At 38.1% G+C, this 21,314-nt stretch carries 20 protein-coding genes; 13 read left to right on the top strand and 7 right to left on the bottom strand.

Annotated features, from left to right (window positions below):
- Positions 1-17 precede the first annotated feature (17 nt).
- The 6 genes from gatA to BK584_RS20660 all read left to right on the top strand — a co-directional run bounded on the left by gatA (position 18) and on the right by BK584_RS20660 (position 5,668).
- Complete coding sequence (gene gatA / locus BK584_RS20635) at positions 18-1,469, top strand: Asp-tRNA(Asn)/Glu-tRNA(Gln) amidotransferase subunit GatA (RefSeq protein ID WP_078394332.1); 1,452 nt, start codon at positions 18-20, stop codon at positions 1,467-1,469.
- 14 nt (positions 1,470-1,483) lie between these two features.
- Positions 1,484-2,914 (top strand): Asp-tRNA(Asn)/Glu-tRNA(Gln) amidotransferase subunit GatB, encoded by a 1,431-nt coding sequence (gene gatB / locus BK584_RS20640; RefSeq protein WP_078394333.1) that lies wholly within the window; start codon positions 1,484-1,486, stop codon positions 2,912-2,914.
- A gap of 196 nt (positions 2,915-3,110) precedes the next feature.
- Positions 3,111-4,019 (top strand): diacylglycerol kinase, encoded by a 909-nt coding sequence (locus BK584_RS20645; protein WP_078394334.1) that lies wholly within the window; start codon positions 3,111-3,113, stop codon positions 4,017-4,019.
- Between the two features lie 92 nt (positions 4,020-4,111).
- The gene (locus tag BK584_RS20650; protein ID WP_139365724.1) at positions 4,112-4,684 is read left to right on the top strand and encodes a hypothetical protein; all 573 of its coding nucleotides are present in this window, start codon (positions 4,112-4,114) and stop codon (positions 4,682-4,684) included.
- A 201-nt stretch (positions 4,685-4,885) separates the two neighbouring features.
- Positions 4,886-5,446, top strand: a complete 561-nt coding sequence (locus tag BK584_RS20655; RefSeq protein ID WP_078394336.1) for a hypothetical protein — start codon at positions 4,886-4,888, stop codon at positions 5,444-5,446.
- Positions 5,447-5,464: 18 nt separating this feature from the next.
- Positions 5,465-5,668 carry a hypothetical protein gene (locus BK584_RS20660; RefSeq protein ID WP_078394337.1) on the top strand — a complete coding sequence of 68 codons (204 nt, stop codon included), beginning with the start codon at positions 5,465-5,467 and terminating at the stop codon, positions 5,666-5,668.
- Positions 5,669-5,863: 195 nt separating this feature from the next.
- Here the strand turns inward: BK584_RS20660 and alr are convergent, their stop codons facing one another.
- The 3 genes from alr to BK584_RS20675 all read right to left on the bottom strand — a co-directional run bounded on the left by alr (position 5,864) and on the right by BK584_RS20675 (position 9,541).
- Positions 5,864-6,964 (bottom strand): alanine racemase, encoded by a 1,101-nt coding sequence (alr, locus tag BK584_RS20665; RefSeq protein WP_139365725.1) that lies wholly within the window; start codon positions 6,962-6,964, stop codon positions 5,864-5,866.
- 83 nt (positions 6,965-7,047) lie between these two features.
- Entirely contained in the window at positions 7,048-8,181 is a 1,134-nt protein-coding gene (gene ald, locus BK584_RS20670; protein ID WP_078394338.1) for an alanine dehydrogenase, read from the bottom strand.
- 124 nt (positions 8,182-8,305) lie between these two features.
- On the bottom strand, positions 8,306-9,541 hold the full coding sequence (locus BK584_RS20675) for a PucR family transcriptional regulator (RefSeq protein WP_078394339.1): 1,236 nt from the start codon (positions 9,539-9,541) through the stop codon (positions 8,306-8,308).
- Between the two features lie 152 nt (positions 9,542-9,693).
- On the opposite strand from BK584_RS20675, the gene BK584_RS20680 reads away from it, so the two are divergent.
- Positions 9,694-11,091, top strand: a complete 1,398-nt coding sequence (locus BK584_RS20680) for an alanine/glycine:cation symporter family protein (RefSeq protein WP_078394340.1) — start codon at positions 9,694-9,696, stop codon at positions 11,089-11,091.
- A gap of 55 nt (positions 11,092-11,146) precedes the next feature.
- Here BK584_RS20680 and BK584_RS20685 read toward each other — a convergent pair whose 3' ends face one another.
- Complete coding sequence (locus tag BK584_RS20685; protein ID WP_078394341.1) at positions 11,147-11,554, bottom strand: NUDIX hydrolase; 408 nt, start codon at positions 11,552-11,554, stop codon at positions 11,147-11,149.
- Positions 11,555-11,706: 152 nt separating this feature from the next.
- Between BK584_RS20685 and BK584_RS20690 the strand changes: the two genes are divergently transcribed.
- The 3 genes from BK584_RS20690 to BK584_RS20700 all read left to right on the top strand — a co-directional run bounded on the left by BK584_RS20690 (position 11,707) and on the right by BK584_RS20700 (position 14,685).
- Positions 11,707-12,165 (top strand): flavodoxin, encoded by a 459-nt coding sequence (locus BK584_RS20690; protein WP_078394342.1) that lies wholly within the window; start codon positions 11,707-11,709, stop codon positions 12,163-12,165.
- Between the two features lie 72 nt (positions 12,166-12,237).
- Positions 12,238-13,620, top strand: coding sequence for a 23S rRNA (uracil(1939)-C(5))-methyltransferase RlmD (gene rlmD, locus BK584_RS20695; RefSeq protein WP_078394343.1), 1,383 nt, complete (start codon positions 12,238-12,240; stop codon positions 13,618-13,620).
- Positions 13,621-14,376: 756 nt separating this feature from the next.
- A complete protein-coding gene (locus tag BK584_RS20700) occupies positions 14,377-14,685 on the top strand; it encodes a hypothetical protein (RefSeq protein ID WP_078394344.1) in 309 nt (102 codons plus the stop codon).
- Between the two features lie 842 nt (positions 14,686-15,527).
- Here the strand turns inward: BK584_RS20700 and BK584_RS20705 are convergent.
- A complete protein-coding gene (locus BK584_RS20705; protein WP_245809025.1) occupies positions 15,528-16,397 on the bottom strand; it encodes a LysR family transcriptional regulator in 870 nt (289 codons plus the stop codon).
- Between the two features lie 529 nt (positions 16,398-16,926).
- On the opposite strand from BK584_RS20705, the gene BK584_RS20710 reads away from it, so the two are divergent.
- From BK584_RS20710 to BK584_RS20720, 3 genes are all read left to right on the top strand, one after another.
- The gene (locus BK584_RS20710) at positions 16,927-17,907 is read left to right on the top strand and encodes a serine hydrolase domain-containing protein (protein WP_078394346.1); all 981 of its coding nucleotides are present in this window, start codon (positions 16,927-16,929) and stop codon (positions 17,905-17,907) included.
- 226 nt (positions 17,908-18,133) lie between these two features.
- Positions 18,134-18,529, top strand: a complete 396-nt coding sequence (locus BK584_RS20715; RefSeq protein WP_078394347.1) for a YobI family P-loop NTPase — start codon at positions 18,134-18,136, stop codon at positions 18,527-18,529.
- A complete protein-coding gene (locus BK584_RS20720; RefSeq protein ID WP_078394348.1) occupies positions 18,499-19,404 on the top strand; it encodes a hypothetical protein in 906 nt (301 codons plus the stop codon). The genes BK584_RS20715 and BK584_RS20720 overlap by 31 nt, the downstream gene beginning before the upstream one ends.
- 568 nt (positions 19,405-19,972) lie before the next feature.
- Here BK584_RS20720 and BK584_RS24785 read toward each other — a convergent pair.
- Together BK584_RS24785 and BK584_RS20725 are read right to left on the bottom strand one after the other, a co-directional pair.
- Positions 19,973-20,143 carry a hypothetical protein gene (locus BK584_RS24785; protein WP_169871422.1) on the bottom strand — a complete coding sequence of 57 codons (171 nt, stop codon included), beginning with the start codon at positions 20,141-20,143 and terminating at the stop codon, positions 19,973-19,975.
- A 403-nt stretch (positions 20,144-20,546) separates the two neighbouring features.
- Entirely contained in the window at positions 20,547-21,209 is a 663-nt protein-coding gene (locus tag BK584_RS20725) for a hypothetical protein (RefSeq protein ID WP_078394349.1), read from the bottom strand.
- Positions 21,210-21,314 lie beyond the last annotated feature (105 nt).

Raw genomic sequence — 21,314 nt, forward strand, 5'->3', positions numbered from 1 at the left:
AAGATAGGGGGACCAGTATGTCATTATTTGATCATTCATTAACAGAGCTACATAACAAACTTGTAGCAAAAGAAATTAACGTATCTGATCTTGTTGATACGTCTTATAAGCGTATTTCTGAAGTGGATTCAAAAATAAAAGCGTTTTTAACCCTGGATGAAGAACGTGCTCGTAGCCTTGCAAAACAATTAGACGAGGTTGACGCTAGTGAGAAAGGCATTTTGTTTGGAATGCCAATTGGGATTAAAGACAACATTGTTACAAAAGGACTACGGACAACGTGTTCAAGTAAAATACTTGAAAATTTTGATCCAATCTATGATGCAACAGTGATGAATAAACTTCGTGCGGCGGAAACAGTAACAATTGGTAAAATTAACATGGATGAGTTTGCGATGGGCTCTTCAAATGAGAATTCTGCTTTCCAAACCACAACAAACCCATGGAACACCGATTATGTTCCAGGCGGATCAAGTGGTGGTTCAGCAGCTGCCGTTGCGGCAGGAGAAGTGCCATTTACGCTTGGGTCTGATACGGGTGGATCGATTCGTCAACCAGCTGCTTACTGTGGTGTTGTTGGATTAAAACCTACATATGGACGTGTATCGCGTTATGGACTAGTAGCTTTTGCTTCTTCACTTGACCAAATTGGACCGATTACGCGTAATGTAGCTGATAATGCGTTTTTATTTGAAGCGATTGCTGGACATTGTCCTTCAGATTCAACGTCAGCGCAATTACCTGTTCCTCCTTATAGTGAAACGTTTACGGGTGATATAAAAGGACTACGCATTGCCGTACCATCTGAGTATTTAGGCGAAGGAGTTAGTGTAGAAGTACGTCAATCCGTGCTTGATGCGCTTGCTGTCTTAGAAAAAGAGGGAGCGGTATGGGATGAAGTGTCACTGCCACATTCGAAGTATGCACTCGCTGCTTATTACGTGATCGCTTCGTCTGAAGCATCATCTAACTTATCACGCTTTGATGGTGTTCGTTATGGCTATCGCTCTGACAACGCAGATAACTTACTTGATTTGTATAAAAACACTCGTTCTGAAGGATTTGGTGACGAAGTTAAACGTCGGATTATGCTTGGAACATTCGCATTAAGCTCTGGTTACTATGATGCCTATTATAAAAAAGCGCAGCAAGTACGTACGTTAATTAAAAAAGATTTTGATGATGTGTTTGCAAACTATGACGTTGTTATTGGACCAACAACACCAACACCTGCCTTTAAAATTGGTGACAATATGTCTGACCCAATGACGATGTATGCAAATGACATTTTAACAATCCCTGTCAATCTTGCGGGTGTTCCTGCATTGTCCTTACCATGTGGATTCCAAGACGGATTGCCGCTTGGCTTACAAATCATCGGTAAGAACTTTGACGAGGCAACGATTTACCGTGTTGCAGACGTATATGAAAAAGCAACGGCCTTCTCTAAAGAGAAGCCAGCATTGTAAAGGGGGGACTTGAAATGAACTTTGAAACAGTCATTGGACTCGAAGTGCACGTTGAACTAAAAACCGAATCAAAAATCTTTTCGCCAAGCCCAAACCACTTTGGTGCTGACCCGAATACGAATACAAGCGTCATTGATCTTGGTTACCCTGGTGTGTTACCAGTTGTAAACAAACGTGCGATTGATTTTGCGATGAAAGCAGCGATGGCACTTAATTGTCAAGTAGCTACTGATACAAAATTTGACCGCAAAAACTATTTCTATCCAGATAATCCCAAAGCTTATCAAATCTCTCAATTTGATAAGCCGATAGGTGAGCATGGTTGGATTGAGATTGAAGTAGGCGGTAAGAAGAAGAAGATAGGGATTACTCGTCTTCATATGGAAGAAGATGCTGGTAAGCTGACGCACTCTGGTGATGGTCATTCACTAGTGGACTACAATCGTCAAGGAACGCCACTCGTGGAGATTGTATCTGAACCTGATATCCGTACACCAGAAGAAGCGTATGCGTACTTGGAGAAGCTTAAAGCGATTATTCAATACACAGGTGTATCTGACTGTAAGATGGAAGAAGGATCACTTCGTTGTGATGCGAATATCTCTTTGCGTCCAATTGGCCAAGAGAAGTTTGGTACAAAAACAGAGTTGAAAAACTTAAACTCATTTAACTTCGTTCGTAAAGGACTTGAATACGAAGAAAAGCGTCAAGAGCAAGTTCTTCTTTCAGGTGGCATCATTGAACAAGAAACGCGTCGCTATGATGAAGCAGGGAATAAAACCATTCTCATGCGTATCAAAGAAGGATCGGATGATTACCGTTACTTTCCGGAGCCAGACCTTGTTAATCTTTACATTGATGACGATTGGAAAGGACGGATCAAAAGTGAAATTCCGGAATTACCAGATGCACGAAAAGAGCGCTATGTAACGGATCTTCATCTACCTGCCTACGACGCGCACGTGCTGACACTCACTAAAGAAATGTCCGATTTCTTCGAAGAGACAATTGAAAAAGGTGTTGACGCGAAGCTTGTTTCAAACTGGTTGATGGGTGAAGTACTCGCTTACTTAAATGCTGAGCAAAAGGAATTACAAGACTCTGCACTAACACCAGATGGACTAGCTGGGATGATTAAACTGATTTCAGGTGGTACGATTTCTTCTAAAATCGCGAAAAAAGTGTTAAAAGAATTAGTAGAAAAAGGCGGAAATCCAGAGCAGATTGTTAAGGATAAAGGGCTTGTTCAAATTTCCGATGAAGGTGAACTTCGTAAAATGGTTGTTGAGGTGCTTGATGCCAACGGACAATCCATTGAAGATTATCGGAATGGAAAAGACCGTGCGATTGGCTTCCTAGTCGGCCAAATTATGAAAGCAACAAAAGGGAAAGCAAACCCGCCGATGGTCAACAAGCTTTTGCTTGAAGAGATCGAAAAACGTTAAGCGGCAAAAGCAAGAGAACGATGGTGTTCTCTTGCTTTTTATTGCCAAGTGTTTATTGATTGTCAAATACGGGAAGAATAAGGAAGATGTTTCCTAGGTTTTACATAGTTTGATGATCATTTATGCACCATTTTGGTACCAGGTTTAGTACAATAGAAATGGTGTAGAAGGTAATAAGGGAAAAGTAGGGATTGCGATGAAACGGGCTAGATTAATTTATAACCCAAGCTCTGGTAGAGAACAGCTGAAGAAAAACCTCAGCTACATATTAAATCGCCTTGAGAATGCAGGCTATGAAGCATCTGCTCACGCGACAACGCCAGAAGAAGGTTGTGCGATACGGGCGGCTCGCCAGGCAGGGGAACGTGGTTTTGACCTTGTAATTGCAGCAGGTGGAGATGGGACAATCTTCGAAGTTGTTAATGGTTTAGCTGATTTAGAAAAGCGTCCAATGCTCGGCATCATTCCAGCTGGGACAACAAATGATTTTGCCCGCGCTCTTGAAATTTCACGGGACATTGAGAAGGCATGTGATGTGCTCTGTGAAGGCCACTACGAGCCGATTGATATTGGGCGAATGAACCAGAAGTATTTTACAAATATTGCTGCGGCAGGAACATTAACAGAACTTACATATGAAGTGCCTGCAAAGCTTAAAACAATGGTCGGACAACTTGCATATTATATTAAAGGAATTGAGAAGCTTCCTCAGGTGAAACCAACTGCTGTTCATATTGAATATGATGGCAAGTTGTTTGAAGGGGAAATCATGATGTTTTTGGTTGCCAACACAAATTCTGTTGGTGGCTTTGAAAAGTTATGCCCAGATGCATCACTTCAAGATGGTATGTTTGACTTTATTGTTGTTAAAAAAACGTCGTTTCCAGAATTCGTTCATTTAGCCTCTCTGGCATTACGTGGCGAACATATTAACCATCCGAAAGTAATGTACGTCAAAGCAAACCGAATTAAAGTGTCATTGTTTGACAATCATAAGATGCAGCTGAACTTAGACGGTGAACGTGGAGGCATTCTCCCTGCGGAGTTTGTGAATATGTATCATCACTTTAATTTGCTAATGCCTAAAGAGCGAAAACGCAAATAGTGAAAGCCTTCCTTAACAGGGAGGCTTTTTGACATGTTGCATGAAGCGAGAGAAAATAGGGTATGGAGAATGTAGGAAAAGGTGTGTGTGAAATGGATCATGAACTAAGAAATGCACGAGTACGCGAACTTCTTGCGATGAACGGATATTTGCTTTTACTATTGCTTTTGTCACTTGTGTTTGTATATGTGCAAGTAGACATGAATGCTCTATTAGTTGTTTTGGCACTTCTTGTTATCGCTTATAATGGATTGCGGCTTATGACTATAAATAAACCTATGTCTGTTTTTAAGTGGAAACGCTTCTTACTCACACACGAACAAATCATGTTTGGTCCAGATGAATGGAAGCGAAGAAGAAAATTCGATGCAATTGTACAAATAGCAATGGCACTTGTAATCGGTTTTTTAAGCCAAACGCAATTTGCTGGAAGCTCGTGGACGTTGGATGAAGACACGCGTATATTTTTAATAGGAATGACGGCCGTGCTTGCTCTATTAATCAATTACAGTACAATCTCCAAGGGGCGTACGATTGATACATGGACCGGAGGGGGGCACCGTGGAATTGAGCTTCATGGGAGAACGCTGCACATGATAATCGGTATTGGAGTAGCATGGTTGGTCGTATTGACATCTCTAACTGGTATGATGTTCTTTTTATAAGAGAGAGTAGACAGGAATACGATGAGGAGCGGCAAGTAGGAATGTTGGAAAAAGTATTCTATTACTTGTCATGTTTATCCTATACCTGTCTTTTACTTTAAGTGTGGATCGCCATTATGTGAAAAAGCCAGTAATTAATTTTGACTATTATCATTTATAATTTGATTTTGAATTATTTATAACGACTGTTGGAGGCTAAAGATGACACGAGAAGAACTTAAGAAAATACGAATAAAGCAATTGTTATGGATAAACGGTGCACTTATTATTTCTTTTATTATTTATGTTTCACTTCTGACCACAAATATAAGTATGGATGCGATTCAATTTGGACTCGGACTTTTCCTCCTATTGACTGGAATAAGTGCTATTGTGATAAAAAGAGAACTGCTTTACTTGCTTCCTTCTATGAAGAAATTGATGGACTATGAGAAAGAGAAATTAGGAGAAGAGTGGAAGCGGAGTCGTTTGACGGGAGGATTTATGCAAATAGGACTAGGCCTATTCTTTATCCTTCTAAATATGCCGCCTTTTTCTAGTGAACCATTTTTGTCATCAAGAACATTCATTCTTTTCATTATTGGTCTGTCTATTTTGGTAACAGTTGTTGTTAACCTTAGTGTAATCGCCGGTTATCGTAAATTGGATCGCAAGACAACAGAAGAGTTAAAAGGATTTACGTTCAAAAACCTAATAATTGGTTTACTGATTGGAATTGCCATTGTCCCTATCGTTATGATTGGCGTTCTGGTGATCAGTTAAGAAAAGGAGGGTTGGGTAATGACGGAAATTGAGTTGCATTCTTTAAGAAGAAAGGATTTTCTATTATCTACTTTAATGGCTGTACCAGCTGTGTTTATCGTATTAGTTATGTTTGCTAGTCCAAACCCTCTTATTCTTGTTTCGTTTCTTTCAATAAGTTTAGTATTATACGGGAGCATGCGACTCTTTACATTGGAAAAGAGATTTACAGTGTTCGCATAGCAGGACAAACTGATTGATTATGAGCAGGGAAAATTAGGGATTGAGTGGAAAAGGAGAGAAAAAAGAAAGCAATTGGACTTATTATTGTTATTGCTTTCATGGCTTACGTCTACATTGCGTCCGATGACCATAACTGAAACCAGTGAAGCTGTTACAAGTTCACCTAACAACTTCACTGGTATTCATAACGTAGGTTTATTGATAAATTCGCGGAACACGATTTGAAATTGCGCAGACAATCTCATAATTAATTGTACCGGTTAAGGTTGCCATTTGATCGATTGGGAACTCGACAAGATCGCCAACATGAACAGCTTGTAAATCAGTCACATCAATCATTGTTTGATCCATACAAACGCGTCCGATAATCGGAGCTTCTTTTCCATCAAGATAAGCAAAACCTAAATTGGATAGTGCCCGTGATAAGCCATCCGCGTACCCAATTGGTAAAGTTGCCACCTTTCGTTCAGAAGGCAAGGTGTGTGTTCTGCCATAGCTAATTGAAGAGCCTCTTGGTAACGTGCGAATTGCCACAACACTAGTATAAAGCGTCATAGCTTGGGTAAGTGGAAGAGGAAACGTAAGAGCAACATCTGGGAGCAAGCCGTATAAACTGATGCCAACCCGGACCATATCAAGGTGTTTGTCCTTATGGTAGAGAGTCCCTGCACTATTACAGCAATGTTTAATGGCAATTGTAATACCCGCATCATCTAATGCATGTGCAAAGCCAAGGAAACGCTCAAATTGTTCATCTGTATAACTTGATTCTAAATTATCTGCTTCAGCAAAATGAGTAAACAATCCTTCAAGTTCGATTGTGGGATGGTTTGCTAAAGGTCTAGCAAGCTCTAGTAATTCTTCAGTTGTTTGGACACCAACACGTCCCATACCTGTATCGGTTTTCAAGTGAACTTTAGCTTGATGGTTGCTTGTAGCCATAAAATCTAGTAAGGCATCACGTACTTCTTGGTTAAAAATGGTGATCGTAATATTGCGGGAGACAGCCTCTTGTAGTGCCTCGGGAGCAGTGTAACCTAATACAAGAATGGGTGCCGTAATCCCAGCATCTCGAAGCTCGATCGCTTCATCAAGAATAGCCACTCCAAGATAAGTTGCGCCTCCAGCGAGCGCAGCTTTGGCTACAGGAAGGGCACCATGTCCATATCCATCTCCTTTTACAACCGCCATAAGCTGAGCACCTTGTGAAAGGGATTCTTTAAAGTGAGTGGCATTGGTTTTTATTGCGTTTAAATCAATTGCAGCAAATGTGTTGCGGTGGCTACTTGTTTTCACAAGTCAACACTCCTTTCAAGTCAAAAAACACAGAGAAAGCCCCTCATCATATCGATGCAGGGGCTTCGTGTTGCTAGCAGTTATTAAGCATGTTTTGTTGATTTTGCAAGGGCTTCTTCAACAGTAACAAGCTCATATCCAAGATCGCGTGCAACAGCGCTGTACGTGACATCGCCATTCGCTACGTTTAGGCCAAGAGCAAGTGCTGGATTTTCAGCAAGTGCTTTTTGTACGCCTTTGTTTGCAATTTGCATCGCGTAAGGGATTGTCACATTTGTCAGTCCAAGCGTTGATGTGCGTGGAACAGCACCAGGCATGTTCGCAACCGCATAGTGTACAACGCCATGCTTCGTATATGTCGGGTTATCGTGTGTTGTGATTTTATCTACTGTTTCAATAATACCACCTTGGTCAATAGCTACGTCAACAACAACTGAACCTGGAGACATGGATTTAATCATTTCTTCTGTTACAAGCTTCGGTGCTTTTGCTCCAGGAATAAGAACAGCGCCGATGACTAGGTCAGAATCTTTAACCGCTTCTGCAATGTTAAGCGGGTTAGACATAAGTGTTTGAATGTCATTACCGAAAAGATCATCAATTTGACGGAGACGATCTGCACTCAAATCGATTAATGTAACATCAGCTCCAAGACCAACTGCGATTTTTGCTGCGTTTGTACCAACAACCCCGCCGCCAATAACGGTCACTTTTCCACGTTTCACACCAGGAACACCAGAAAGAAGAATTCCTTTTCCACCTTTTAGTTTTTCAAGGAATTGAGCACCAATTTGAGAAGCCATACGTCCAGCTACTTCACTCATAGGTGTAAGAAGTGGAAGCGTGCGGTTTACTTCAACGGTTTCGTAAGCAATTGCAATGACGCCACTATCGACGAGTGCTTGAGCAAGTTCTGGTTCTGCAGCAAGGTGCAAGTATGTGAACAAGATTAAGCCTTCACGGAAATAAACATACTCAGAACTTAGTGGCTCTTTTACTTTCATAATCATGTCTGATTTTGCCCAAACGTCTTTTGCTTCAGCAATAATGGTAGCACCAGCTGTAGCATAATCTGTATCTTCAAAGCTTGAGCCTACACCAGCGTTTTGTTCAACTAAAATCGTGTGACCTGCTTTTGTGAGTGCAACAACACCTGCTGGCGTAATTGCAACGCGGTTTTCGTTATTTTTAATTTCTCTAGGGATACCAATAATCATGTCATCGTCCTCCATAAAAAGGGATATGTGCTTCAATACGTTTAGTATAAATCCACAAAAGAACGATTGCATTGTGCTAGATATTTAAAATGGAAGCGTTTGTTTGTGTAAATCAACAAACGGTCTATTTCATGTTGTGAAAGAGCTTCATATCTAAATAAATGCCAATTTTTTGGACAGGGTCTTTTAAATCAACCATTGTAATTTCTTTAATTCGTTTTAGACGATAATTTAATGTGTTTACATGACAATGAAGCAATTTTGCAGCTTCGCTCATATTGTCTTCTTTATCGAGAACAGCTTCAAGCGTCTCTAGCAAGTTCGTTCGATTCTCACGATCATAAGCTTGTAATTTTTGAATGACATGGTTGGCAGCAAGCTTCTTCGTGTCACTTGAACGTTTTAGGATATCAATGTAACGAAAAACACCTAGTTCATGATAAAAAATAGATTCATGTAGTTCTCTTTTAAATAATTGCTTTAAACGAATGACGGTACTGGCTTCTTCAAAGCTAGACTTTACATCATCATATTGTTCTTTCGGATAGCTACAGCCAGATGCGGTCATACAGAGATCAAAACGTTCCTTCAGTTGTCCAGAGAATGTAGCAATAAACTCACGCGCTTCTTGATCAAAATCCACCACAGATTTAGGTGATACTAATAAAATTAATTCATTTTCATCGAGTGTTTGAATGAGAATTTCCATGCGCTGTGCTGTTTTTGCTGCATAGGCAAGCTGCTTATATTGTGCTTGTGTCATCGACTCAAACGAAAACACAATGATGGCAATGGCCTGATCTTTTTTTAATCCCAAGCGCTTTAAATGTCCAGCAACCGTATTGTGGTCTGCGACATCACCTGTCATCATTTGCCAGAGCAATTCTTGGTCGTTCCGTTCTCTTCGTTTTGTTTGTAAATTTAATTGTAAAAGTTGATTTCTTGCTTTAATAGCAGCCAATTTTAAGTCAGCTAAATCTTGCTCAGTCAGAGAGCGACCGACCTCAAGAACCCATATGTAGCCAAGGACTTCTTCATTCTTCCGAATGGAGATAGCAACACGATTGCCAAGACCGATATCAGAAATCGTCGGGATTACTAGTGGGTCATCACTTTTATTGAGCGTGGGGATTACCCCGTCTTTCCAAAAGCGATTGATGACACGTTCGGGCACCCGTCTTCCAATAATAGTCGAGATGCGAGCAGCATCGGTTTCATCTTCGTGAGAACTATAAGCAAGCAAATGGTGATTCGAATCTTCTATTGTAACAGGACAATGGAGACGCTCACTGATGGCGTCCGCGAAGTCGTCGAGTGAATCAAATGGTTGATTGAAAAGGTGGTTCGATTCTTTGTCCATAAATCAAGCTCCTTCTTTAATTTGTTGTAAATCACGAAGCAAGCGTTTTCAGTTTGTGTACATTCACAAATACAAGTCTTGATTGTCGTGATAGAATAACTTACGATTAGATAATATTATCATACAATAGGATGTCCTTAGGGGTGAGCAACATGAGTATTTTAGAAGTACTCGAGAATATCAACGCAGTTTTATGGGGACCACCCAGTTTAATTTTACTTTTTGGGACAGGCTTATTTTTAACCTTTGCCCTCAAAGGCTTACAATTTCGTCGGTTAGGTCACGCGTTTAGACTTGGCTTTGGAAAGGAAGACGAAAAAGATTCCGCTGCTGAAGGAGACATAAGTCATTTTAAAACATTAATGACAACGTTATCAGCGACAATCGGAATTGGAAACATTGCTGGTGTAGCAACGGCCGTTACGCTTGGTGGTCCTGGAGCCATTTTCTGGATGTGGATTGTTGGTTTGCTAGGAATGGCCACGAAGTATGCAGAAGCGCTTCTTGCAGTGAAATACCGTGTAAAAAATGATCGTGGTGAATATTCAAGCGGTCCAATGTATTATATTGAAAAAGGGTTAGGAAAGAAATTTAAATTTCTTGCAATCGCATTCGCATTATTTGGAGCGATAGCGGCACTTGGTATTGGAAACAGCGTACAGTCAAATACAATTGCAGATGTTGCTTTAACTAGTTTTAGTATTCCAAACTGGCTAACAGGACTTCTTCTAATTGTTCTAGTTAGCTTCATAATCTTTGGCGGAATTCAGCGCATTAGCACTGTAGCAAGTTTCTTTGTTCCGATCATGGCGATTTTGTACATGGGTGCAGCGATTTTAATTTTGATACTTAATTATAATTTAATTTTACCTGCGTTTGAACTGATTTTCTATTATGCATTTAACCCAGTTGCTGCTGTTGGCGGTTTTGTTGGTATTGTAGTTGCTGAAGCGATTCGCAATGGTGTTGCTCGAGGAATCTTTTCTAACGAAGCTGGTCTTGGTACAGCTGCATTAATTGCAGGGAGTGCTCGTGGTGATCATCCAGTTAAACAGGCACTTGTTGCAATGACAGGTACGTTTATAGTAACAATTATTGTCTGCACGATGACCGGACTTGTCTTACTAATTACTGGTTTCTGGGATCAAACAGGCGGTTTAATTTCTAACGTACCTCATGACTCAACGCTTGAAGCAGGTGCTTTAACCAGTGCTGCCTTTGGTTCAGTCCTTGGAGTCGTAGGTGAATATATTGTATCTCTTTCTGTTATATTCTTTGGCTTCTCCACAATTGTTGGTTGGTATGTATACGGTGAGAAATGTTTTGAATACTTAATTGGAACAAAAGGAATTACGTCTTACCGTATTATTTATGTACTTGCTTGTGGAATTGGTACTGTGGCAAGCCTTCAAACAGTATGGGCATTTGCCGACATGGCTAATGCACTTATGATGATTCCAAACTTAATTGCCTTGCTGTTGCTTTGGAAAGTTGTCGTTTCTGAAACGAACGATTACTTTACAAATTTCTATAAGCATGGAAAAGGATAACAAAACAAAGCAAGAGGTCATAGTCAGCTATGGCCTCTTATTCATGTTATAAAGGTCAAAATTCAACGAGAAATGGTTGATTCGTATTGTTTAAACAATCCTCGATTCGTTGGCTAAAATTATTCCACGTAACCATTTCAAGTGCTTTCGCAAGTGGAAAAAATCCAACTTCTAGACTTTCTTCTGATGGAGTAGGTTCACCGCCAATTGGTTTAGCTAAAAAGAGGATGTTGCAAATCGAATGGTTGATGTTCTGATAAACACCACAAAATTTGATGATTTCAACATCAATTCCTGTTTCTTCTTTTGTTTCACGTATCGCTGCAGCTTGTATCGATTCACTAATCTCTACTTGACCGCCAGGCATTTCCCATCCTCTCCGTGGACCTTTGATTAATAAAAGCTCTTCGTTTGAATTGACAACAATGGTTGCTGCCGAAACAAAGTGTTTTGGTGGGACCATTCAGATACCTCCCAAGTCTTTACTATGACACTACCGTGATCAGCTAGCCACCGCAAGCTATTCTTTAGGAGAATCGTTTTTTATTTTATAGTTGAAAATGATTATCACTATCATTTAAACTAATGAGGAGAACGGAAAGGAGAGAATTTCCAATGCGAGTGTGTATTGTCTTTGCCAGCATGTCAGGAAATACAGAAGATATTGCTGTAATCATAAAAAAAGAACTTTTAAAAGGTGGAGTAAATGTAGACGTTGAAGAAATGGATGGCTATTCAGCGAGTGACTTAGAAGATTATGACGGGGTGCTTATAGGTAGCTATACGTGGGGGGACGGAGATTTACCTTATGAAGCAGAGGATTTTGAAGAAGAATTGACGGAAATCGATTTATCAGGTATACCAGCAGCTGCTTTTGGTTCTGGAGATCGTGTGTATCCTTCTTATTGTGAGGCGGTACATATTTTTGAAAAAACACTTCGAGAATGCGGAGCAACCATTGTAAGTGAATGTCTAGAAATCGAATTTGATCCAAATACAGATGCGGAAATTGAGGCATGCCGAATATTCGCTCAGACCTATCTTCATGCATTAAAACAGCGCATTGCTGTTTAAGCCTTTGTTAGGCACGTCCTTCATGGTACAATGGGAAAAGTGAAATCCGCCAAAAAAGGACGTAAAGAAACCATGAAAAAACAAGCACCGCCTGTTCAGAAAAACGACAAACTGACAGTCACAATAGACGATTTAACACATGATGGCTCTGGCGTGGCAAAAGTAGATGGCTATGCCTTGTTTGTCCCAAACGCTCTGCCTGGTGAAACAACAGAAGTGAAAGTGATTAAAACAAAAAAAGGATACGGGTTTGCGCGCTTACTGAACGTTGAAAAAACAAGCGAACACCGCGTTGAACCTCCATGTCCAATTTTTTATAAATGTGGAGGCTGCCAAATCCAACATATGGACTACGAGGCGCAGCTTACATCAAAACAAAAGCAAGTCAAAGACGTGATGGAACGTGTTGCCAAACTGCCTAATGTACCCGTTCATCCTGTTTTAGGAATGGAAGACCCTTGGCGTTACCGCAATAAGTCACAAGTTCCAGTTGCGTTTCAACATGGTGAGCTAGTCGCCGGCTTTTACGCAAAGCGGAGCCACAGCATTGTCGATATGGATGAATGCATCATTCAACATAAAGAAAACGACATTGTGGTGCAAACCGTTAAACGACTTGCCAAAGAGCTGCACATTTCAGCTTATGATGAAGAAAAACATAACGGAGTGCTCCGTCACATCGTTGCTCGGTATGGCAAAACAACGGACCAGGTCATGGTCGTACTCGTGACAAAAGGCAAAAAACTGCCACATCAAGAAGAGCTTATTGCCGGGATCAAAGAGCATGTTCCAGGTGTGGTCTCCATTGTACAAAACGTAAATAGTGAGCGCACAAACGTGATCTTTGGAAAACACACTGAAGTCCTTTGGGGCGAAACGTATTTATACGATGAAATTAATGGCATTCGCTTTGCTATCTCGGCCCGCTCGTTTTACCAAGTAAACCCTGATCAGACGAATCGTCTTTATAGCAAAGCGCTTGAATATGCAGACTTAAATGGAAGTGAAACGGTCATCGATGCCTATTGCGGTATAGGTACAATCTCGCTTTTCCTTGCACAAAAAGCGCGCCATGTGTATGGGGTAGAAATTGTTCCAGAAGCGATTACTGACGCAAAACGAAATGCGAAACTCAATCACATCGATAACGCGACTTTTGCTGTTGGCGAAGCTGAAAAAGTCATTCCGTGGTGGCATGCTCAAGGAATACATGCAGATGTTATTGTCGTTGACCCACCACGAAAAGGTTGCGAGGAATCCTTGCTTACAACGATGCTTGATATGAAGCCAAAACGAATTGTCTACGTATCGTGTAACCCGGGGACGCTTGCCCGTGATTTACGCATTCTTGAAGATGGTGGTTATGAGACGCAGGAAGTCACACCGGTAGACATGTTTCCGCAGACGACACATGTGGAGTGTGTGGCGTTGTTAACCTTGGTGTTGTCTAACTAAAATAAACACCTGACAATAAGAATAAACATTTGCTATTTCGACCCTGATTTCGTAAAAATAAACATTTGCGATTTCGGGGTCTTTTCATGTCTAATCCCTTGCCCTGCCTATCCTTTCTCGATTTTATTCTTTCTTCCATTCTCGCAAGACTTTATTCCAAATACGGAAAAAATGGTGAAAAAACAGGTGAAATAGAGGCCAAAAACGTCCATTTTCAAACCAAAAAACGTCCAAAATGGGGGTTCCGTAGCAAAACTTTATTTTAACTCGAACGGTGGAATGCGGGTTGGAGGGGCGTGATTTAGGAAGAGTTTATTTTGGTTGTACATAGTAGAGAAACGAATTAAGTTAGGTTTGTAATATTTCATCCAAGGTTTGGGAATTGAGAGAAGAAAGGGGATTTAGTCAAATTTAATATTGATTAGGAAATGGATATTCTAAAGTGTTCATTATCCATTCAAAGAGAAATCAAAAGTATGTAATAATATTTATGAGGGCTAATCCATTGGGTGGGCTGTTTTTTTGTTCAATATCCTAAATGTGACTTGCCAGGCAACCTTTTAAACCCTTTTTGCAGATAAGATAAAGATATAGAGTTAAACGAAGGCCTGAACAAATTAAGTTCTTAATATTGTGCTAATTAAAAGGAAAAATGGAAACAAGGACTTATAATTAAAATGGTATTTAATAGAATACAAAGATAGAAAAAACTGGTTTGAGTTAATTACTTAGAAACTAAAAAGGAGAGTATATGAAGTGGAAAAGGAAACAATGAATTATGCTGTTAGAGACAACAAAATAGTGAGAGTTAAACCTGTAAAATTGAGCAAGAGAGGAACTTCCGTTTGGTGTCATTTAGAATCTGGTGGAAAGGCAAAATTAGTTTCAATGAAGAACTTATTTAACACTGAGTTAGAGGCTAAAAAAGAATTAAAAATTAGAAAAAATAAAGAAGAGAGGAAACAAAAAGCTATTGGGCGAGAAAGAAAGAAGAAAGAAGAAAGAAGAAAGAAGAAATTTGGGAACGGATCTATCAAAAATATGGTGTTGAAATTCACGCATTAGAGCTTTACTGGACTTCTATAGAAGAGCTAGAACGTTATGAACGAACCCTTGAAAAGGAATTTAAGAAAGAGATTTAGATATCTTGTTTTAAAAGTGGAGATAAGCTATGACATTTAAAAATCAACTTGTCTCATAAATACTTGTTTCTTTCTGACGCTAACTTTGTTCTTCGCTGATGGAACTAAGTTGGTATAGCAGAGAGAAGGATAAATAGAGATAAGAACGGTTGAAGCATTATCTACTCTTGTGGTTTTTCAATCCTCCTCCAATCGGTTTTTTTTCAATCTCAACTCAATACAATACAATTCGAGCTGGTCCCATTTGTGATCCAGTTCTTTTCTTTTGCTCAAGTTCCAATTCCGAAAGTTTGCCGGTGCTTTTCCCGGTGACTCTTCGATTTTATTATTTCCAAATTTGGAAAAATCCTATCCTATCTCCAATATCTTGACTCTTATAGTAATTTGCTATAATTTAGTATTAAGATTGCTCGTAAAGAGCTAGCCTATATTCTTTTGATCGCTCGTCAAGAGCAAGCAAGTGGCTGGATACTTTCTTATAAGTGTCTGGTCTTTTATTTTTTTGTAGGTCTATGAAGAAAACCATATTGTTTCCTAATTTCTATCATTATTTCGCTACAATTTTCTTGAAAGGTATCAGATGGTTTTTCAATCATCATTCCCTCAATTCCTTGTTGTTAGTGTCTTTATGTGTCGACCAATCCTATTCAATTTGTTCCCTAACGGTAATGCCATCCAAAAATTACTATTGTCCCAACCCTTTATACTTACTCTTAATTTAATTTTGGAAAAACTTAACATCATGTTTGCAACTTGTTGCCCCAATTATTTGATTGAAACTTCCTCATAGCTTGATTTATTGGAGTCGTGAAAGGCATTTTCAGCAATCTTTAGAAATTCTTTAACAGCCGGAGATGCTTCAGAAATTGAAGAGCAAGTTAATGAAACTTCACGGTAATTTAATAAAATCAGATTTTCAATTTTGATATTTTGCTGGGTTTTTAAAAGTAATTCCGGTCCGATTGTGATACCAAGTCCTTCTTGTACCATATTAGCAATGGTATTGCAATCATGTACTTCAAAACGGATAAACGGTTTAATTTGTGCTTGTTTAAATAACTCCTCTACATGTGATTGGTACATTCCTGTTGGCATGATGAAAGGTTCTTTCTCGATATCGTGCATATCTATTGTATCTTTATGAAGGAATTTGTGCTCGGCATGAAAGGATACAACCATTCTATCCTTTATGAGAGGAACTGTATCAAATTCAGTATTTGATTCCACTTCTACAACAAACCCAATGTCAATAATTCCAGATAGCAACCATTCTGTTATCTCTTCATATGTACCTTCATAAAATGTAAATTTAATATTAGGGTGTTTTTCTTGGAATTTCACAAGCAATTTTGGTAATAAACAGGAAGAGGCACTGGCAAAGGTACCTATACGAATTGTCCCTGTCTCTATGTTTGTTGATAACGAAATTTCTTGGTTAATAGTTTCCATTCTATTCAATACTTCTTTTATATGCGGGATAGTTTTTTGTCCTATTTCAGTAAGTGATATCCCTTTTTTACGGTCACAGATTAATAATGAAACTCCCCATTCCGTTTCTAAACTAGAAATAGCATGGCTTACTGCTGATTGTGTCATATTTAATCTTTTAGCAGCTTTGTGGGCGGCGTGGAGAATGCGTGCATTATATAATTTGAAATTTTGGAGTTCCTAACTCCTCTATTCCCGCATGCCTTCATGTAGCCTTAATTATCAAAACTCATTCCATCATCCGTTATTGTTCTGAAAAAGTGGTTTGGAATCCTGTGAATAAGCGAGCATTTACGAGTAAACTGAATCTATATGAGGGAGTTTAAGAAGGAATTTCATTAGATAAGGTAAATAACTATATTGAAGTGGGCAAATATAGGAGTTTTTTTCTTCTTTTCAATAATTATTTACCCTTACCGATACTAACAATTTAATATATTTCTTTAGGCTACGAAAAGCCCACAGAATATGTTTCAACCGTTCAGAAATGGACGGTTATTTTTATACTCAAAATGATTACTAGGTATGATTTATGTTTTCTGTATAAAAATTTTTTAAAAAATAATTGTTGAAAAGAATTTCTTATCGATTTAACCTTTGGGTAAGGAGATAATCATATGATCTAAGAAAAGACGATTGAGTTAAAAAGACAATAAATGATAAAGGGGAAAATTATATGAATCAAGAAAAAGTGATAGAGTTAGAACAGAAAATAAACAAAAATTATAGCAATATTGCAGGCATGGTTGTACTAAAAGATGGTAAAACACTTTATGAAAATTATTTTAATGAATGCACTTCTTCTAGCCGAATCCATGTTTATTCAGTATCAAAAAGTATTATTTCCATATTGTTTGGGATTGCCTTAGACAAGGGGTACATCAAAAGTATCAATCAGAAAGTATTGGATTTTTTTCCAGATTACACGATAAAAAGAGGAGAGAGAACTATACAAAATATTACAATTAAGGATATGCTGACAATGGTAGCTCCGTATAAATATAAAATTGCACCATACACTTACATTAAGTATTTTATGAGTGATGACTGGGTAAAATTTACGCTTGATTTATTGGGAGGTAAAGGGAAAATAGGGAAATTTAGGTATACTCCCCTCGTAGGACCAGATATTTTGTCAGGCATTCTTGTAAAAGTAACAGGAAAATCTGTGTTTGATTTCGCAATAGAAAATGTATTCTTGCCATTGGGAATTACTCTTGAGAGTAATGTGATTTTTCATAGTGTAAAGGAACAACGCGAATTCAATAAATCTAAAAGTATCAGTGGCTGGGTTGCTGATCCAAATGGAGTAAATACAGCAGGATGGGGTCTTACTCTCTCTCCTATGGATATGGCGAAAATAGGTCAATTATACTTAGATGGCGGAATTTGGAATGGAAAACAAATCGTGTCGTCTCAATGGATAGACGAGAGTACAAAGGAACATAGTCGATGGGAAGAACTTAATCTATCATATGGATATTTATGGTGGATTATTGATGATAAAGAACAAGCCTATGCAGCTATGGGAGATGGAGGTAATGTGATTTATTTTAATAAAAAGAAAAATATGGTCGTTTCTATTACTTCTCTTTTTAAGCCAAATGCCAAGGATAGAATAGAATTTATTAAGGAGTATATCGAATCTATATTTTAAAAATTTAGACTATTAAATCAATAAATCATTCTGGATTGATGTTGATGCCCTGTAAAAAGTCTAAGGGGTATGAATTAGGTTCGGATTTTTATTTTGCATTGAAATTTAGCAAGATTTGTTTACAATTGTCAAAATTGTATAATCATGGAAATAGTTTAAAACGACGGTTTGTTAGGGATGCGTATTTCAGTATGTAGGGTAGCATTATAGGATTGGGGTGGAAATAATGGATAAGCTAATAGAATTTGAGAGTTTAGCAGCAAAAAAGGAATTAGAGGGAGATGGTGAGTTTTATTTAACTTTCTTAGAAAACACCTTAAATAAAGAAGATAATAAGAATATTGCTATTACTGGTGGTTATGGAGCAGGTAAAACTACTATTATCAATTCATATTTTGATAAATATAAAGTAATGGCAAACAAAATGATAAAAGTATCAATAGCCACTTTCCAAACTGAACAAGACAATTCGGACCTCTCTCGATCAGATGAGAACGTTTTGGAACAACAAATATTACAACAAATGGTCTATCAAGTAAACCCGAACCGAATTTTAAATTCTAGATTTATTAAAATTAGCGATTTATCATTTTGGTATCTATTTTCCTTCTTGCTATTTTAGAGGAAGAGAAAGAAACCGTTAAACAAAGAGATGCGATTCAGCAAGACTTAATCGATGATACGGGTCATTCAATGGTGAATAACATCGATGTCTTACAAAAATTATTTAATTCTATGAAGCAATTTGATTCATCAGACGTGTTTCTCAACAATGAACATTATACTGAAAAAGAAAGAGAAAGGCTTTCAGAAACGTTGTTTATAGAAGAAGGTTGGCGCAATATTTTGCCCACTGATTTAACGATGATCTTTGCTGCTCATTTTGAAAGTATTCTTAAGCTACTTATTTTTCTGTTGTCTTTATTGATCCCTTCTGTTTTTGTTAGAGATCGCTTATTAGGATTACAAAAAATTCAATGGAGTAGTCGTCATGGACGGAAAATTCTGTGGACACAATTTGCTAGTGGCATGACTGCCAGCTTTCTGTTGATTACTTGTGGCGTAGGATTTTTTGGAAGTTTATTGTATTTCACTGATTTCACCCACTATTTCTCGAATGGGTTAAATTCTTTTTTTATCGGTAGCGAGGAACCGTTACTGCTTTCTTTTTATCAATGGACATTTGGTCAGTGGTTAGTGAGAGTTGTAGTGCTCGTTTATTTGATTGGGATGGCTTATAGCGGAATTGTCTTATTTCTGTCTCAGACGAGTAAACATTATTTGTCATTACTAATGAAAATCATTCCAGTTGGCTTTGTTTTTATTTTCATTGCTAATCGAGTGCTTAAAGATGCGTTTTATCTAAAGAATGAATTGTATCAATGGATAAGAATTCCGATGATTGAATTATATGCAGGGATTTTTTTGTTTGTTATTTGTATCAGTTTACCGATCATTTATTGTATTCGTCGTCAAAATAAAGATTTATTGAATTGATTTATCTAATGAGAAAGATAGTAGACTTAGCCTCTCTTTTCATCGTTTCCGTTTTATGGAATAGGGTAATTAGCATGGGGGGATCTCATGAAGAGAACAAAATTAACAATCATTATATTGAGTTTTGTCTTTTTTCGCATCTGTAAGTAATCTCATCTTTTCTTTAAGGCGTGGGGAGTCTAACGCTATTTATTGGATCATTACAGATTCTTTCTGGCAGGATTATTTACATTGACAATTATTTTTGCTGATAAGCGTAATGACAATAGAATTCTTCTGGTGATAATGGGTTTACTCCCGATTTTATTTATTGTGAGTGGAGTCCTAGGTATAACAAGACTTTGAGTCGCCGTAAAAACGGTGTCTTTTTTAAATTCCGAGCCTCTCACGGCTTAGTAGATTGAACCTGAAAAAGATCATACGGTACAGTAAAACTCTAGAGCAAACGAAGGTACATTGCGCGTGAGGTGTAAAATAAGTGCCGATATATATCGGCACTCCTTTGTAAAAGAAATAGAATGAATGTGTGTAGTGATAATAGTATGTATTTTTAATTACCTTTATATATTTATCTTTTATTCTCTTTTGATATTTCAGCAATTTTTTCTTGTAATAGTGTTTGGTAAAACTGGAGTCCTAAAATACCTCCTAATGTTAGTATGATTGCTAATTCAGGATAGTTAATATATACAATGAATGTGAATCCTATTCCAACAAACATTGGTACTAAAAGAGGCATAGATATTCTCCTTTGTTGGGTATTTAACATTAGGTCATAATAATATTTCTGTGAAAAAATTAAAAGTCTTTATAGTTAAAACGATCATATAGGCCTATATATTAAATAATACAAGAGAGAGCAGGTCAGAAGATCAAGTGTTTATTTTATAGGTGAGGGCTGGATCTTTCATGATGATGCCCTCCGTCCGACTATTATAAAGTATGGCACAATTGTTGCATTAGAGAAAGGACTCAGTGTGTAGTTTAATGGCCATCGAATTCTAGCTCTGTAAGTCCTTGCTATTTCAATAGTTTTTGCTGGGAGACTCATTTCGTGATTATGATGTATAGCTGCATTAAATATAGTGTGTATGGGTATATACGTTCGTTTATCGACCGAAAAAAAGAGCCAATTAAGGCTCTTATTTTACATTAACTTCGAAATCAACTTCTTCTCCAACGTCTTCCCAATCTTCTATAGTGTTCGGAGCACTAATCATAATACGAATACTCTCAACTTCTTCTAGATCTGAATCTGTGAGGAAGTAGTAGATTGAGCCACTTTTATTAACTTGACCTAAAAATTCTCCATCAATATGGTCGGAAAACCACATGTCACTTTCAAGCTGTTCACCTGTATTTGTGGTAATCGTTGCTTGGCTAGCGTAGAAGTTAATGTCATCATCTGATGTGTTGCTAACTTCCATATCTATTTGAATAATACCAGTTGGTTCAAACCCTACAAACTCGATAAGGTCCTCAGACAGTTTAACGTCCTGAACATTTAATTGTGGAATATCTAATGTCATTGGTCCAGTTTCGACTGTTTCTATTTGATCTTGTCGAGCAATAAGAGTGAAAAGACCTCCTTCAGTTTCGACTGATTCTCCGACCTGTGTTTCCCAGTCACTATCTGTTTCTTCTTCTTGTTCTTCATTAGTGTTATTTTCGTTAGACGCGGTTTCTTCAGTTTGTGGATCGTTCGATTCATTCACTGATGCGTCAGTATCTGCTCCTTCTCCACACGCTGTAAGAGTAATAACGCTAACAAGCCCGAGTGATAGCAATAGGTGATTTTTTTTCAAAACTTAAGACCCCTTTTATGTAAGATAATATTAGTATAAATGAATTGGGTCATAAGGTGTGTGTTCGACAAAAATAGACAATAAATTTTTTATTAGTACAAAGAA

It is taken from the genome of Shouchella patagoniensis, from assembly GCF_002019705.1.
GTDB lineage: Bacteria > Bacillota > Bacilli > Bacillales > Bacillaceae_D > Shouchella > Shouchella patagoniensis.